Here is a 16,356-nt window from a genome sequence, read left to right on the forward strand (position 1 = left end):
TTGTAGCGTGTACTGCTCTATTGTGTGGTTTCGCAAGTACGTGCTGGAGTTCGATAGACGTCGTGTGCTCGTGGGCTCGGAGATGTGTATTAGTTTTTTTTTTTCAAGCAGAAGACGACATACGAGATCTAGTACGGTCTCGTGGGCTCGGAGATGGGTATAAGGAAAAGAAATATAAAAGGTGTTTATGCACAATATCAAAGAATAGGGTGGGCTGAATTGAAAAGATCAACAAACTCTAATATTTACCCTTTTTAAACAGGGTATTGTTGTTATTTAGGTATCCAGGTTCCTAAGCGTTATTTTTGCACTATCAATATAATGGCCACCAAATAGTAATGCATGGTTTAAAACGTGATAGAGCTGATAAACAGATTTGCGATATTCATAGTCCACTTCAAGAGGCCAAACATCTGCATAACCTTGATAAAAGCTTTCGGGGAATCGACCAAATAATTCAGTCATGGCTAAATCTGTTTCACGATCACCAAAATGGAAAGCTGGGTCAAATAAAATAGGCAGATTTTTATAAAATCCTGTATTTCCTTGCCAAAGATCACCGTGCAACATAGACGCGGTGGGATTGTGTCCCGAGAGCAAGTGTTTGACAGATTCCACTACAACATCAATATTGGCTAAGGTATGACCTTTTTCAGATAACAACTGCAGTATAAAGCCAATACGTTGTTCTGCAAAAAAACAGCTCCACTTTTTTCGCCAAAGATTAGACTGTGGCGTGAGTCCAATAAAATTATCTTCCTGCCATCCATGCATTTGTTGAGTATTAGTCATGTGCAGTTCTGCTAAAGTTTGTCCGAACTGAAACCAGCCCTGTTCGTTACCTTTATTCATAGCGATATGTTCTAAGACTAAAAAACTATGAGTAGACACTAAACCTGTACAAATAATTTTTGGCACTTTAAATAGCTGGGTGTTGTTGAGGTGTTTTAAACCTTCTGCTTCAGCCTCAAAATTAGGGAGATGAATTTTTTCATTGGTTTTGACAAAAAAGCGTTGTTTCCCATCTGATATTTTATAGGCTTTGTGGCTATCACCGGCCTTAACCTCACGAATATCGCTACAAATAAAATCTTCTTGAATACATTCACTGATTTGTTCACTAATGAAATGCCACATGTTTAGTCCAGATTAGATATGTCATTGCCTAATTATGGTGTAAGTATCGGACTTGGATGGTTGATTAAGCTATAAATAATAGGTCCTTTATATCATTCAGTAATTTCCATTGACTGATACTTGTCCAATAAGATGACTTTTGATAAATTTTCGAATGTTTTAAACATAGAAGTAATGAGTTCTTTATTGGCAATAATAGTCGGTAGGTTGCCACCTGGGTTACCACCACCGGTGTAAGTAATTTCGCTTCTGCCTTCTCCTAACGGATTAGCTTGCCACAATCCATGCATATTTTGCATACGGACATATGTTGAATGGTGCGGTGTGTCCTCTCCTCTATCAGATATTTCGATCTGAACGGTATTGTTTTTAAACGAAGTTTTGGAATAAAAAACCATATCTCGATCCTTCACTGGCCAAGGCGCGGCAAAAAAACTATTTATTAAGCGTTCCGTTGGCGAGACTTCGTCGAGAACTTTTACCTTAATACAGTTATGTATCCACTGTGGAGAAAACGCCACATCATCTAATAATGTAATTAATGCACGAGGATCTGCTTCAACAATGACTTTAACTCGTATTTCTTTGTAACCGTTATCAGATATCTTGCTAAAAATACTCACATTGTTTTTTTGTCTTTCAAGCTTCCAATCATCAGCCCAACTAGTATTACTATTAAATAAGGCTGTAAAGACTAATAAAAAAACAGCAGTTTTTATGGCTTTGCATTGCATCACTAAACTTTATCTCGTTATAATAGTTACGATTGTTCTGATGGTAGCAGAGCATCTTTTTTTTGAGCACCCTTTTTTGGGTGTTTTTTATTTTTATACATCGGTCTGAATTAAAACCGATTCTCAATATTCGCATGTGGCGCTTGGTAGGTGTCACCACTGCATAAGGATTTCGATATGCCCGTAATTACTCTTCCCGATGGCAGCCAACGCCAATTTGAAAATGCAGTCTCTGTATTCGATGTAGCCAGTGATATTGGTCCTGGTTTAGCTAAAGCCACTGTAGCGGGCAAAGTGAATGGCGTTCGCGTCGATGCACACGACTTAATTGAGAGCGATGCACAGCTGCAAATTATTACCGCCAAAGACGACGATGGTTTAGAAATCATCCGTCACTCATGTGCCCACTTAATTGGTCATGCCGTTAAGCAACTTTATCCAGATGCGAAAATGGCTATTGGTCCAACTATTGATAATGGATTTTATTACGATATTGATATGGAACACTCGTTGAATGATGAGGACCTAGTCAAAATCGAAAAGCGCATGATGGAATTAGCAAAAACTAATTACGACGTTACAAAAAAAGTGGTCACATGGCAAGAAGCCCGAGACGCCTTTGAAGCCAGAGGTGAGTTTTATAAAATTCAAATCCTTGATGAAAACATAGATAAAGATGACAAGCCTGGTTTGTATCATCACGAAGAATATATCGATATGTGCCGTGGTCCTCACGTGCCTAACATGCGTTTTTGTCAGCACTTTAAATTAATGAAGGTCGCAGGTGCGTATTGGCGCGGCGATAGCGATAATAAAATGTTGCAACGTGTTTATGGAACGGCTTGGGCTGATAAGAAGCAGTTAAAAGCTTACTTAAACAGATTAGAAGAAGCAGAGAAACGCGACCACCGTAAAATTGGTAAAGCACTAGATTTATTTCATTGGCAAGAAGAAGCACCAGGAATGGTGTTTTGGCACAATGATGGTTGGAGCATCTACACCGAACTTGAAAAATTCATTCGTGGCAAATTACGCGAATATGACTACCAAGAAGTTAAAGCACCAATGATGATGGACAGAAGCCTTTGGGAAAAGTCTGGTCACTGGGATAAATATGCAGAAAACATGTTCACAACTGAATCTGAAAAACGTGAATATGCGATTAAACCTATGAACTGCCCGGGACATGTACAGATTTTCAATCAAGGGTTGAAGTCTTATCGTGACCTACCTCTGCGTATGGCTGAGTTTGGTTGTTGTCACAGAAATGAGCCATCGGGTGCGTTACATGGCTTGATGCGTGTTCGCGGTTTTACTCAAGATGATGCACATATATTTTGTACTGAAGAACAAATATTAGCTGAAGTCGGCGGTTGTATTGATTCCGTCTACGAAATCTATAAGATTTTTGGTTTTGATAATATTTCGGTGAAACTCTCTACGCGTCCAGAAAAACGTGTTGGCAGTGATGAAATGTGGGACAAAGCTGAAAAAGAGCTAGCCGAAGCGCTAACATCAAAGGGCATTGATTTTCAATACTTACCTGGTGAGGGAGCTTTTTATGGTCCGAAGATTGAATTCACCTTACATGATTGTTTAGATAGACCTTGGCAATGTGGCACCGTGCAACTCGATTTTTCTATGCCCGGACGCTTGGGTTCAACTTACGTAGCCGAAGATGGGGAACGAAAAGTACCGGTTATGATCCACAGAGCAATTTTGGGGTCATTAGAGCGTTTTATTGGCATTTTGATTGAAGAGTATTCTGGTCTGTTTCCACTATGGTTAGCACCGACTCAGGCAGTTGTATTGAATATTACCGATAAACAAGCCGATTATTCAAATAAAGTAGTGAAAAAGCTAAAAGAAAGTGGAATTAGAGTCAAGTCAGACTTGAGAAATGAGAAGATAGGCTTTAAGATCCGCGAGCACACGCTGAAGCGTGTCCCATATTTGCTTGTTGTTGGCGATAAAGAGATGGAAAGTGGTGAAATTGCTGTGCGTTCACGCAAAGGTGATGACCTCGGAAAGATGTCGATAGACGCATTTATTGACAAAGCCATGTCGGAAGTTGACAACAAACATATCTGATTAATTTTTTGGAGGAACCACATATTAAAAGCGCTAACATGAAGGCTAAAGATTCGAACAAAGCTCGGATCAATGAAGAAATTACGTTAAATGAAGTACGTTTAGTCGGTAAAGAAGGTGAACCTTTAGGCGTAGTGTCTATTGGCGAGGCTATGGATATCGCTATACAAGCCAGCTTAGATTTGGTCGAAATTAGCCCTAATGCTGAACCGCCCGTATGTAAAGTGATGGATTACGGTAAGTTTTTGTTTGAAAAAAGCAAAACACTTAAAGAACAAAAGAAAAAACAGAAGCAAATTCAGGTCAAGGAGATTAAATTTCGCCCTGGCACTGATGAAGGCGATTACCAGGTAAAACTGCGCAACCTGCGTCGCTTTCTAGAAGCGGGAGACAAGGCCAAAGTAACGATACGTTTTCGTGGACGTGAAATGGCACACCAAGAAATTGGCATTGAGCAACTAAAACGCGTTCGCGCTGATTTAGAAGACATTGCCAACTGCGAATCTTTCCCACATCGGGTAGAGGGTCGTCAGATGATCATGGTACTTGCCCCAATTAAGAAGTAGTTAAGGTCTACAAGTAGTTCGGATTCTGCCCCCGTTCTCACCTTGCTGCTAAATATGTAACTTAAACTTTGAGTGTCTGCAACACAATAAGTTATTAACAATGCGGAGTTTTAGCAATGCCTAAAATGAAAACACACCGTGGAGCCGCCAAGCGTTTTGTAAAAACCGCTTCAGGTCGTTTCAAAAGTAAACAGTCTCACTTGCGTCATATTTTGACCAAGAAGAGTTCTAAGCGTAAACGTCACTTACGTGGCAAAAAACTGGTCCATGCGGCCGACACTGCGTTAATTCAACGCATGTTACCTTACGTTTAAAACAGGAGACTAGAATATGGCAAGAGTAAAACGTGGTGTTGTTGCACGTGCCCGTCACAAAAAGGTACTAAAACAAGCCAAAGGTTATTATGGAGCTCGTAGTCGAGTTTATCGCGTTGCTGTTCAAGCAGTAACGAAAGCTGGTCAATATGCATACCGTGACCGTCGCAACAAAAAACGCACATTCCGTCAGTTATGGATTGCGCGTATTAACGCTGCTTCACGTCAAAATGGCATGTCTTACAGTCGTTTCATCAATGGTTTGAAAAAAGCCTCTGTCGAAATAGATCGTAAGATTTTAGCTGACATAGCGGTACATGATAAGAATGCATTTGTTGCATTAGTTAATGCTGCTAAAGGTGCATTAGCTTAATTTTTTAACAATAAGTTTAAGTTCTTTCGGGAGATGGCGAGCATGATGCTCGCCATTTTTTTATAAGAAAGAAAACTATATAGTTCCAAGTCTCTCTTTTCCCGATAACTTTCTAACAATTGTTTAGCAAGTTCAGTCGTCGTTTTTATTTTATCTGCAACATTATAATTAACCGTACCAACATATTTCTGTCCTACTTTCATCAATCAAGTCAGCGTAATAGTCGAATCAATATTGTTTTCAATTGATCTGTTTATATCAAAATGATTTGTGAATACGTAACTGAAAAGAACCAACAAATTATTGAATCTAGTCTGGTGCAAAATCATGAGTGGCTTAAGTCCCATCTATAAATATCTAAAATTCATAGATATTAGGCACTTTTTAAGTTGTTGGTCGAGATAATCGTTAAATATGCAGACTTTGTGACAATTGGATCTATCCTCAAAGTGTTGCTTTCGTGTAGTATTGCTGGCTATTTTGAGATCGCCTTAGACTTGTAACAAGTCTTTGAATAAAGGCCATATTTTTAATCCAAATTCGGGGACACTATGGATCTTGATGCCATAATCAATGAAGCAGAAGAACAAATTAATGCGGCTATGGATGTCAATATTCTTGATTCCGTGCGCGTTGATTTTATGGGTAAAAAAGGGCGGATGACTGAGTTACTGAAAGGCTTGGGTAAACTTTCCAATGAAGAACGCCCTGCTGCTGGTCAAAAAATCAATTTGGCCAAACAAAAAATTCAACAATTGATCCACGCTAAAGGGGTGTTATTACAGACCCAAGAGCTTAATCAAAAGTTGGCCGGTGAGACTATTGATGTCACGTTGCCAGGACGTGGTCAAAGTCGAGGTGGACTTCATCCTGTTACTCGAACTATTAACCGTATCGAAAGCTTTTTTAATGAATTGGGTTTTAGTGTTAAGACGGGACCAGAGGTTGAAGATGGCTTTCATAACTTTGACGCATTAAATATTCCGGCGAACCATCCAGCTCGTGCTGATCACGATACTTTTTATTTTAATCCTGATGTCATGTTACGCACTCAAACATCCGGTGTGCAAATAAGAACTATGGAAGTGGAAGAGCCACCGCTTAGAATTATATCGCCTGGTCGCGTGTATCGGAACGACTATGATCAGACCCATACTCCAATGTTTCATCAAGTTGAAGGACTGATGGTCGACAAAAATGTCAGCTTTGCTGAACTAAAAGGTATTTTGCACGACTTTTTAAACAACTTTTTTGAACAAGATTTACAAGTACGTTTCAGGCCTTCTTATTTTCCTTTCACAGAACCCTCCGCAGAGGTAGATGTTATGGGTAAAAATGGTAAATGGTTAGAGGTTTTAGGCTGTGGAATGGTGCACCCTAATGTATTGAGAGCAGTTAACATTGATCCAGAAGTCTACACAGGTTTTGCTTTTGGCATGGGCGTAGAGCGTTTAACTATGTTGCGTTACGAAGTGAATGACTTGCGTGCTTTCTTTGAAAACGATCTTCGTTTCCTTAAGCAATTTAATTAAGTCGGGTCTAGAATATGAAATTTAGTGAAAAGTGGTTAAGAGAATGGGTCAATCCATCCGTATCAACAGATGAGTTATCTGAACAACTAAGCATGGCTGGTTTAGAAGTTGATAGCATTGAATCTGTAGCCGGCGAATTTTCTGGTGTGTTTGTGGGTGAAGTGGTGGAGTGTGGCCAGCATCCTGACGCAGATAAATTACAAGTTACAAAGGTTGATGTAGGCGACGATGAACTGATAGATATCGTATGTGGTGCACCTAACTGTCGACAAGGAATAAAAGTCGCAGTAGCAAAAGTGGGTGCGGTGTTGCCCGGTAACTTCAAAATTAAAAAGGCTAAGTTACGTGGTCAACCTTCTTTTGGTATGTTGTGTAGCTTTTCAGAATTAGGTATTTCTGATGATCACGATGGTATCCTAGAATTACCTGATGATGCTCCGATTGGTCAAGATATTAGAGAATATTTACAACTTGATGATGTCACTATCGAAGTGGATTTAACGCCTAACCGTGCTGATTGTTTAGGTATCAAAGGTTTGGCTCGCGAAGTAGGTGTGCTGAATCAAACGATGGTTAACGACCCTCAAGTTGCTGTGGTAACAGAAAGTATTAGTGAACATCGTAATATTCAATTGTTTGCACCTGAAGCTTGTCCTCGTTATTTAGGTCGAGTCATCAAGAATATCAACGCTGATGCAGTGACGCCTTTATGGATGGTGGAAAAATTAAGACGTTCGGGTGTTAGAAGCATTGATCCTGTAGTGGATATTACTAATTTTGTGTTGCTAGAACTTGGGCATCCTATGCATGCGTTTGACAACGACAAACTTGAAGGCGACATCGTTGTCCGTTTTGCAAAACAAAATGAAAAACTTACTTTGTTGGATGGTAACGAAGTGACACTAAAGGATAATACCTTGGTGATAGCTGATACCCAGAAAGCATTGGCTATAGCTGGTATATTCGGTGGACTTGACTCTGGTATGACTAATCAGAGTAGCGACATATTTCTTGAAAGTGCGTTTTTCTCACCAGACGTCATTATGGGAAAAGCCCGTCAATATGGTTTGCATACTGATGCTTCACACCGTTATGAGCGAGGTGTTGACCCACAGTTACAACAGGTTGCTATGCAGCGTGCAACACAATTATTGCTTGATATAGTAGGTGGTGAGGCGGGACCTGTAATAGAGGCGGTGGATTTAAATTTTGTTCCAAAAAACCGCTTAGTTTCGTTAAGGCACAGTCGATTGTCTAAAGTATTAGGTATTGAAATTGCAGCTGATACGGTGACAGATATTTTTGAACGTTTAGGTTTTAATGTTTCTTTTGAAAGCCAAGTGTGGGACATCAATGTTCCACCGTATCGTTTTGATATTAGTATCGAAGAAGATTTAATTGAAGAAGTGGCTAGAGTATACGGATATAACCAAATACCTGATATTGCACCTGTTGCAAGCTTGAAAATGTCACAACATCAAGAGCAAAAAATACAGCTAAATCAATTAAAAAATACCTTGGTCGAAAGTGACTACCAAGAGGCCATCACATATTCATTTGTTGACCCAAAGATCCAATCTTTATTGTTTCCTCAAATGGAAGGTTTACAGCTACCTCATCCCATCTCTTCTGAAATGTCCACAATGCGGGTCAGTTTGTGGCCGGGTTTGTTACAGTCAGTTTCATATAACCAAAAACGTCAACAAAGCCGAGTCAGATTATTTGAATCTGGTTTGCGCTTTATACCCGATGACAGTGAAAAAACTGGCGTCAAACAACAACTTGTTATTAGTGGTGTTACATGTGGTTTAGTTGTTAACGAAAACTGGGATAATGTCACTCGAGCAATTGATTTTTTTGATGTTAAAGCAGACGTTGAAAACCTGCTTAATTGCGCCGGTGTCGCTGGGTATCGTTTCGAAAGTTCAAATCATAGTGCGTTACATCCTGGCCAGAGCGCTGCGATTTTAGTTGACGATACCCTGCTAGGATATATTGGAGCCGTGCATCCTCAGTTTGAAAAGGTGTTAGGGTTAAATGGTAGAAGCTATGTCTTTGAGTTGGAAATTAGCACGTTAGGGTTGAAAAAGTTACCTCAGGCACAGGAAATTTCAAAATTCCCTGCAAATCGACGTGACATTGCAATCGTAGTAGATGATGATAAAGTAGTAGGGGACATCATGAGCTGTATTGAGAAATCTGGCGCAAATCAATTGGTTGGCCTAAACTTATTCGATGTGTATCGAGGGAAGGGAATTGCACAAGGAAAGAAAAGCCTAGCTATTTCTCTTATTTTGCAAGATAAATCTAAAACACTAGAAGAAAACGATATTCAGGCAACAGTTGATGATATTTTATCTATGTTGTCGCAAAATTTCGAAGCATCTTTGAGGGATTGACGGTATGGCGTTAACCAAAGCCGAAATGGCTGAACATTTATTCGAAAAACTTGGTATCAACAAGCGTGATGCTAAAGATTTAGTTGAAACTTTTTTTGAAGAAGTGCGTGAAGCATTAGAATCAGGCGAACAAGTCAAATTATCTGGCTTTGGAAATTTTGATTTAAGACAAAAAAATGAACGTCCCGGAAGAAATCCTAAGACTGGGGAAGACATTCCAATTAAAGCGAGGCGAGTGGTCACATTTAGACCCGGTCAAAAGCTTAAAAGTAGGGTCGAGAGCTCTAAACCAATAGAGTAGGTTTTATCGGTCTAGCTACATAAAAAAATCCCGATAAATAGCGGGATTTTTTTATGTGTTAATCTCAGTCTTATTTAATAACAGATACTAATGCCTTAGCCAATGTATCAACGTTAGACTTGCTTATACCTGCAATATTTACACGACTAGATCCGACAAAATAGATACTGTGTTGGTCACGCATAGCTTGAACCTGTCCAGGTGTAATACACAAAAATGAAAACATTCCCTTTTGTGCTTTAACAAATTCAAAATCTTTGTTTGAACCGTATTCGCTCATTTTTGATACCAAAAGAGTTCGGAGGTCCTGCATTCGGCATCGCATAGCTTCAACTTCTGACATCCATTGATGACGTAATGTTTCATCATTCAAAATAATATCGACCAGTGCACCACCATATGAAGGGGGCATAGAATAAATCCCGCGGGCAATAAACTGAATTTGACTTTGAATGGCTTGGCGTGTCGCACTATTTTCCGTCACCATTACGGCAATGCCGACTCGTTCTCGGTATAGACCAAAGTTCTTAGAGCAAGATGCAGCAATGATTACTTCAGGCAAGTTGTTAACTAACAGACGCATGCCGTAGGCATCTTCTTCTAAGCCATCGCCAAATCCTTGATAAGCAGTATCAACAAAAGGTATAAATCCAGTCTTTTGGGCTAATTCGAGTACCACATGCCATTGTTCTTTGGTTAAATCAGCCCCTGTGGGGTTATGGCAGCAGCCGTGTAATAATACAACATCACCTTTTTTGACTTGACCGAGAGATTCGACCATAGCATCAAAATTTATACTAGCGTTGGTTTTATCAAAATAAGGATAGGTTTCAATTGTTAGTCCAGCATTGCCAATTAACGGTATATGGTTGGCCCAAGTTGGGTCACTGACCCAGACAGTGGTGTTTTCATCACAACGTTTAATTAATTCTGACAAAATTCTCAACGCTCCACATCCACCAGGCGCTTGTACCGCGGCTATTCTATTAGCTAACAAAGCAGGGTTGGCTTTGCCTAACATGAGTTGCAACATGCCATCTATGAAACCCTGAACGCCTTGAGGTGTAATATAGGTTTTAGAGTCTTCTTTACTTAAAAGGATGGTTTGTGCTTTGGCCACAGAATCGAGAATAGGTGTGTGACCTTGCTCGTCTTTATAAACGCCTACGCCTAAATCAATTTTACTAGGATTAGTGTCAGCTTTAAAAGCAGTAGACAAACCTAAAATTGGATCAGCAGGGAGCTGGGGCAATACTTCAAACATGATGTTCCTTAATGGTAAATTAGCAAAGTAAATAATGAAATTGCATTATGCCATTGGTACAACAAAATTCGAGCTAAATTAAGACTAATTTATATTGAAATGATAGCTTTGACTGGAAGTACATCTAGCTTTATTGTTATAAGTGCGTTCAAACCATTGTACGTTTTGTTGTTTATCAATTTTTAATACCGTGGAAGAGCGAGTACCGTACTCTTCGCCAACTATAAAGATTGAAGATAGTTTGCGCTCCCAGTCTATAGGTATTCCTGTCTGAGGCAGGTCTACATCAGCGGCTAAGCTTTTATCTAAGAGTAGTTTAAACAACATATCTGGATTAATATCATGGCCATCTTGACAATATTCTTCTAATTTACCAACTCCTTTATTAATTTTAGGCCACGGACTGTTCAAGCTAGCATTGGATAATCCATAATAGCCGTCGCTTAATGCTTGTATCTGATCTAAATGATTATTGTAAACCTTAAGTTCATTCCACTTACCAAATAAAAGATTGTAGCCATTGTAATTATCCTTACTGGCGCTTAACGTATGATGGTAATTATGACTAGGTTTTTGCAGGTAGTGGCTGACTAATTCACCCCGAGTAACCGCCTTTTCATATAACTTTTTTGGGTCTCGGATATTAGTCAAAGATGCAATATTACCTTTTTTATTGATCCCCATCCAAGCACCGCCTGCTTGTAAATCTTTGCCAGCAATAATTCCATTCTCAGAATCCCATATGTGTGACGATGCTGTGTCTCGATTAAAAAACTCGTCACGGTTGGCCGCAATAATTAACGGATAATCTTTATGCTGGTTGACAGCTACAAACAAGATACACATAACACTCTCTACTTCGTGCTTAATATAAGCGTTTATTTAATTTTTAGTTTATCAACCTGCGTAAATAAGCTACCAGCCTGATTTATAAATTTATCCGTTGGTGCTGCAGATGTTATGTTGTAGGTGGGTGGAAGCAATGTCGGGTTGTAGCTTGGCCTCGGACTAAATTGCTCTGAGCTTAAAAAGCCTAGTGCATAAATAGGCGCTAATATTATTAATGTCATTGAAATTGCAATGACATTACGCCTTTTGTTAGCTTGATGTAGTGCAATAAATAAGCTTAACCAGATAAAGATAACTACAACTGAGGCAAATACAAGCAACTCAAACCATGCAAACCATGCCCCAGGATGAATATTAAATATGGCTACTTTCTGCAATAAAATTAGCCCGTTAACGATCAATACTACTATCCACATTAGACTAAATTGGCTAATGATGTGGCTCTCTTTTTTAACAACTTTTGCGAGGATGGCAAAGCTTAAAGGCCACAAACAAAAAACCGCTAATTGTCCTAGTTCAGAGGGAAGTGCTTTAATTAAATTGAATTCTTGCACGCTACCTAAGTATTTTGACAGTAACAGAAACCCTAAGAGTACGAAGGATAAACAAATAGCTAAAAAACTTTGATTTAACCAGCTAAGGTCTTCTTCCAATTCGCTTAAAGGCATAGCCTCAGCTAAAGGCACTTTAGTATCAATTATTCTTAAGCGGGTGCGACCGATCTTTATTACATCCTGAGAATTAAGCGTGGCCTGTCTAACAAACTTGTTGTTTACTTTGATGCCATTAGTTGACTGACAATCATTAACCATTAATTTGCCTGATTCTGGGTCGATGGCTACCAACATATGACTGGGACAGACATATGGGTCGTCTAAACGTAAGTCATTATTAAAATCACGGCCTACACACACATAATCTTGTTCAAACTTGTAATGTTTAAGTGGGATGTTTTTTCGAGAAAGCAGCTCTAAAACTATTGCCATTCTATTGAGTCCATAAATTTATGAGTAAATACCAAAGCAGACTCTTTGCTTACTCCTGATAATGTATAGTGACTAATCAGACCTTGATGGGCGTGGTCGAGTGTCGCTGCAACAAATAGTACATCATAGAGTTGGTCGAACTCTTTGTATGCTCTTAGGCACAATAATGTTTTATTAGTAACACCGTTGATATTAGTGACCTTATCTTGCTGACAAATAAAATTTGTTACATCTGTTTTTGATGCAATATTACCTGGGCCTGCGCCCGTAATGCTTTGCGAGTAAAAGTTATAAAAACGATGTTCTCCCAATGATTTACCGTCTAACCATTCAAACTCAACTTCAAGTCCACCAGTACGTAAACCATTATGTAAATATATCTGTTCATCCAACTGACAGCGGTTTTCTACAGACAAATACAATGCCTCTTTATCACTGGTATTCGAGCCACCCCAGCATGAGATAAAGTCAGTTATTTTTGAGGGGATTATCGCTTCTCCTAATTCACTGGTCTCCCAAGGCTGATTATTTAACAAAGAAAAGAGTTTATTTTGATTAGCTAACAGCTGTTCTTCTATACGAGGTTTTAATTGGTCATTATTTAATATGGGCAAATTTTGACTTTGTAACAGTTGCTGTATTTTGGCCAAAGGAATAAGAAAACCAATTTGATTACCCGCCGTTGCCACGTTGACACCCATCACTTCACCAAGCTTATTCACTACTGGACCACCACTCATTCCAGGATTAATTGAGCCAGTAAAATGAATACGTTGATAAAAACTGTTTTTCTTCAATCCGTTAAATGTTCCTGGTACCACTATCATGCCTAAGTCGTGGGGATTACCTAGAGAATAGATAGCACTGCCTTGTAACGGCAGAGACTGTGCAATAGGAAAAGCACTTTCTTGTTCAGATAGTTTCACTTTTCTGACTAAAGCTAAGTCATTAACGACGTCAACATCGACCAGTTGTAGTTGTCCTTCAGAACCGTCATGAGCTAAATATTCAATCCTAAATTTATCAGGGTTATACACATATTCAGATACCACATGATAATTAGTGACTACATTACCTGAGGTGTCAATTTGAAAACCGGATCCAATGGATGATTTATTTCCAGACTCTAACTCTATTATTTTGATTTGATAAAGTGCGGTGCGATATTGCCCAAATAAGTTTTGAGCAGTTTGTTGGCTATGTGCAATCGAGCAGAATATAGACAATACAAGTAGTAAAATTCTCAAATTTCGTGTTCCAGTGACAATTAGCATTAGTAGAACCAACTTTGCGGGGCCACTTTGGCAAGGTTGGCGTGAACATTCAAGTAGTTAACATTCTGTTTACTCTCGACAAAATAGCCTTCATAAGCGATTATTCTCGTAGTTTAAATTGCACAAGCCAATAATGAAATGCTTGATAGTATAAATACTCCTATTCTTTGCAAACAAGTTCCCAGAATAGGTAATAAATTTAGTCAATGGCTGGGTACAGCGGTATTAAAATCGATGGGATGGTCATACAGCGGAACTTTTCCTTGCTGTTCAAAGATGATCATAGGGGTTGCGCCGCATACCTCTAACTGGGATTTTGTATTGGGACTTGCTGTTGCATTTAACTTGCGATTAAAAATCTCTTTTTTTGGTAAGCATAGTCTTTTTATTCCCCCTTTTAGCCGTCTTTTACGACGTTGTGGTGGGATCCCCATTGAACGCAATACAAAACATGGTGTGGTTGATGGCATGGCAGATAAGATGCGAGATGCTAAAAGTATGGTTTTGTGCCTTGCGCCAGAAGGTACTCGCAGTCCAGTATCACCTTGGAAAACTGGTTTCCTACATATTGCTCACAAATCTAACGTACCCGTATTTTTGGTAGCTTTTGATTATAAGAAAAAACTTATCGAATTTGGCCCAATACATAATATAGGTGACAATATACAGTACGAGTTGAATAGGATTTACCTGCACTTTAAACAAGTACAGGGTAAATATCCTGAAAAAATGATTACTAAAATTATCCCCCCTGTGGAGAGAGAGATTGAAAGATAAAGGTTTTACTACCCGACTGGTACACGCAGATAGGTTGTTGAATGCACCTGAAAGTGGCGCTGTACATCAGGCTACTAATAATTCAGTGTTGTTCGAATATAAAGATGCACAAGGTTTGGTGGATGTGTTTCAGGGTAAAAAAGCAGGGCATGTATATTCACGCTCGTCTTCAGGCTCTAATGTTGCGCTACAAAATATACTCACTCATTTGGAAGGTGGGATAGGGGCTGTCACCTTTGCAACCGGTATGGCAGCGATTACTGCAACTATGTTTAGCTTATTCAAAGCAGGCGATCATCTGATTGTTAGTCATTTTCTGTTTGGTAATACCCGCAGTTTTGCTGAAACCATGCAAACATTAGGTATTGAGCTAAGTTTTGTTGATGTGACTGATGTGCAAAACGTGGAAGCTGCGTTTAAAAAGAATACAAAAGCCGTTTATTTAGAAACTATCGCCAACCCTGTTACTCAAGTGGCTGATTTGCGAGCTATTGGGCAATTATGTAAGTCTAAAAAATGCTTATTTATAGTCGACAATACAATGACTCCAGCCAATGTTTTTGATGCTAATTCAGTTTTAGCGTCATTAACTGTAAGTTCTCTAACAAAATATATAGCTGGGCATGGCAATGTTTTAGGTGGTGCAGTAGTTGACACTGGATTGTTTGATTGGGGTAACTTCGAAAACATATTACCTATATACCGTGGAGCAGATGTATCACAATGGGGCCTTATTCAAGTCCGGAAAAGAGGACTCAGAGATATGGGCGGCACGTTATCACCAGATTCGGCTCATGCTATTTCAATTGGTTTAGAAACCCTGGTACTGCGAACCAACAAAATATGTGAAAACGCTATGCGTTTAGCTTCTTTTCTTCATAATCATGTCAACGTTTCAGCAGTTTATTATCCTGGTTTGTCCCACCACCCTCAGCATTTTTTAGCCAAAGAACTGTTTAACGGTTATGGAGGGATACTGAGCTTAGATCTAGCCAATCATATTGATCCGATAAAATTTTTAAATGCACTTAATTTAGTCATCTGTGCCACCCATCTAGGTGATACACGTACCTTAGCTTTGCCGGTTGCTTCTACTATCTATTTCGAAAGTAGTGTCAAAGAAAGACAAGAAATGGGTGTGAACGACAATATGATCAGATTATCGATTGGTATTGAAGATATAGACGATATAATCGCAGACTTTGAATATGCATTGGCTTCGTTTTAGAAGACGGCTCATAAGCTTTGAATTTGAAGTGAAAAATAAAAAACGCGGCATAGTTTGTAGAAAATTTTGTAGGCATTTTTAATTGCTTTAGCATTCACCACAATTTTTATACTAGTATCAGCTATGAGCTGATTTTTCGTTCAGAGTAAATTTGAGGTATATGTCATCTGACATGTCTAGGCTTGTTAAATTTTTGATAGTTGCTCTGAAAGCCGTTGCCCTGAGATTACTAATGTTAGGATAAATGGAGGTTGTGCCAGTCCCATGCCACATTCGAGAAATTTTGCTACTAATCGACAGGTATATTAATAATTCAGTGGTTTTTTTACCAATAAACTAAAACCCTCAAATTGATATGTAAGAATACCTTCACTAAAAACGGTGTTGGTTGTGCGGTTTTTCTGAACTGCCAAAGTTGCAGAACATAATTTGGCAGGTATTGAACTATATTGACTGGCGTGATGGGATTTTATCCAGACCTACGGACATATTTCGTTATTCATAATCCATTCTATAACTCCTATCCAAAGT

General features: G+C 39.0%; 15 protein-coding genes. 9 read left to right on the forward strand and 6 right to left on the reverse strand.

The window, feature by feature from the left end:
• Positions 1-276: 276 nt before the first annotated feature.
• Both QZ562_RS13755 and QZ562_RS13760 read right to left on the reverse strand, forming a co-directional pair.
• On the reverse strand, positions 277-1,137 hold the full coding sequence (locus QZ562_RS13755; RefSeq protein ID WP_293761102.1) for a fructosamine kinase family protein: 861 nt from the start codon (positions 1,135-1,137) through the stop codon (positions 277-279).
• A gap of 92 nt (positions 1,138-1,229) precedes the next feature.
• The gene (locus QZ562_RS13760; RefSeq protein ID WP_293761139.1) at positions 1,230-1,871 is read right to left on the reverse strand and encodes an START domain-containing protein; all 642 of its coding nucleotides are present in this window, start codon (positions 1,869-1,871) and stop codon (positions 1,230-1,232) included.
• Between the two features lie 177 nt (positions 1,872-2,048).
• On the opposite strand from QZ562_RS13760, the gene thrS reads away from it, so the two are divergent.
• The 7 genes from thrS (at position 2,049) to ihfA (ending at position 9,447) form a co-directional block, all read left to right on the forward strand.
• Entirely contained in the window at positions 2,049-3,962 is a 1,914-nt protein-coding gene (thrS, locus tag QZ562_RS13765) for a threonine--tRNA ligase (protein WP_293761104.1), read from the forward strand.
• A 38-nt stretch (positions 3,963-4,000) separates the two neighbouring features.
• Positions 4,001-4,528, forward strand: coding sequence for a translation initiation factor IF-3 (infC, locus tag QZ562_RS13770; protein ID WP_007636430.1), 528 nt, complete (start codon positions 4,001-4,003; stop codon positions 4,526-4,528).
• A gap of 116 nt (positions 4,529-4,644) precedes the next feature.
• Positions 4,645-4,842 carry a 50S ribosomal protein L35 gene (gene rpmI / locus QZ562_RS13775; protein ID WP_293761109.1) on the forward strand — a complete coding sequence of 66 codons (198 nt, stop codon included), beginning with the start codon at positions 4,645-4,647 and terminating at the stop codon, positions 4,840-4,842.
• Between the two features lie 16 nt (positions 4,843-4,858).
• Positions 4,859-5,215, forward strand: coding sequence for a 50S ribosomal protein L20 (gene rplT / locus QZ562_RS13780; protein WP_158969570.1), 357 nt, complete (start codon positions 4,859-4,861; stop codon positions 5,213-5,215).
• A 551-nt stretch (positions 5,216-5,766) separates the two neighbouring features.
• Positions 5,767-6,747 (forward strand): phenylalanine--tRNA ligase subunit alpha, encoded by a 981-nt coding sequence (gene pheS, locus QZ562_RS13785; protein ID WP_293761115.1) that lies wholly within the window; start codon positions 5,767-5,769, stop codon positions 6,745-6,747.
• 14 nt (positions 6,748-6,761) lie between these two features.
• On the forward strand, positions 6,762-9,146 hold the full coding sequence (gene pheT, locus QZ562_RS13790; protein ID WP_293761118.1) for a phenylalanine--tRNA ligase subunit beta: 2,385 nt from the start codon (positions 6,762-6,764) through the stop codon (positions 9,144-9,146).
• 4 nt (positions 9,147-9,150) lie between these two features.
• Positions 9,151-9,447: an integration host factor subunit alpha gene (gene ihfA / locus QZ562_RS13795; protein WP_293761121.1), complete on the forward strand. Its 297-nt coding sequence runs from the start codon at positions 9,151-9,153 to the stop codon at positions 9,445-9,447.
• Positions 9,448-9,517: 70 nt separating this feature from the next.
• On the opposite strand, the gene QZ562_RS13800 is transcribed toward ihfA, so the two are convergent.
• The 4 genes from QZ562_RS13800 to QZ562_RS13815 all read right to left on the reverse strand — a co-directional run bounded on the left by QZ562_RS13800 (position 9,518) and on the right by QZ562_RS13815 (position 13,793).
• Entirely contained in the window at positions 9,518-10,711 is a 1,194-nt protein-coding gene (locus QZ562_RS13800; protein WP_293761124.1) for an amino acid aminotransferase, read from the reverse strand.
• Positions 10,712-10,795: 84 nt separating this feature from the next.
• Positions 10,796-11,557, reverse strand: a complete 762-nt coding sequence (locus tag QZ562_RS13805) for an NRDE family protein (RefSeq protein WP_293761127.1) — start codon at positions 11,555-11,557, stop codon at positions 10,796-10,798.
• Positions 11,558-11,589: 32 nt separating this feature from the next.
• A complete protein-coding gene (locus tag QZ562_RS13810) occupies positions 11,590-12,546 on the reverse strand; it encodes an FHA domain-containing protein (RefSeq protein ID WP_293761130.1) in 957 nt (318 codons plus the stop codon).
• Positions 12,537-13,793: a serine protease gene (locus tag QZ562_RS13815; protein ID WP_293761132.1), complete on the reverse strand. Its 1,257-nt coding sequence runs from the start codon at positions 13,791-13,793 to the stop codon at positions 12,537-12,539. The genes QZ562_RS13810 and QZ562_RS13815 overlap by 10 nt, the downstream gene beginning before the upstream one ends.
• 165 nt (positions 13,794-13,958) lie before the next feature.
• Here QZ562_RS13815 and QZ562_RS13820 point away from each other — a divergent pair, with 165 nt between their 5' ends.
• On the forward strand, positions 13,959-14,597 hold the full coding sequence (locus QZ562_RS13820) for a 1-acyl-sn-glycerol-3-phosphate acyltransferase (protein WP_293761134.1): 639 nt from the start codon (positions 13,959-13,961) through the stop codon (positions 14,595-14,597).
• A complete protein-coding gene (locus QZ562_RS13825) occupies positions 14,587-15,825 on the forward strand; it encodes a cystathionine gamma-synthase family protein (protein ID WP_293761137.1) in 1,239 nt (412 codons plus the stop codon). The genes QZ562_RS13820 and QZ562_RS13825 overlap by 11 nt, the downstream gene beginning before the upstream one ends.
• The last annotated feature ends 531 nt before the right edge of the window (positions 15,826-16,356 follow it).

This window comes from uncultured Paraglaciecola sp., from assembly GCF_913058035.1.
Lineage (GTDB): Bacteria > Pseudomonadota > Gammaproteobacteria > Enterobacterales > Alteromonadaceae > Paraglaciecola.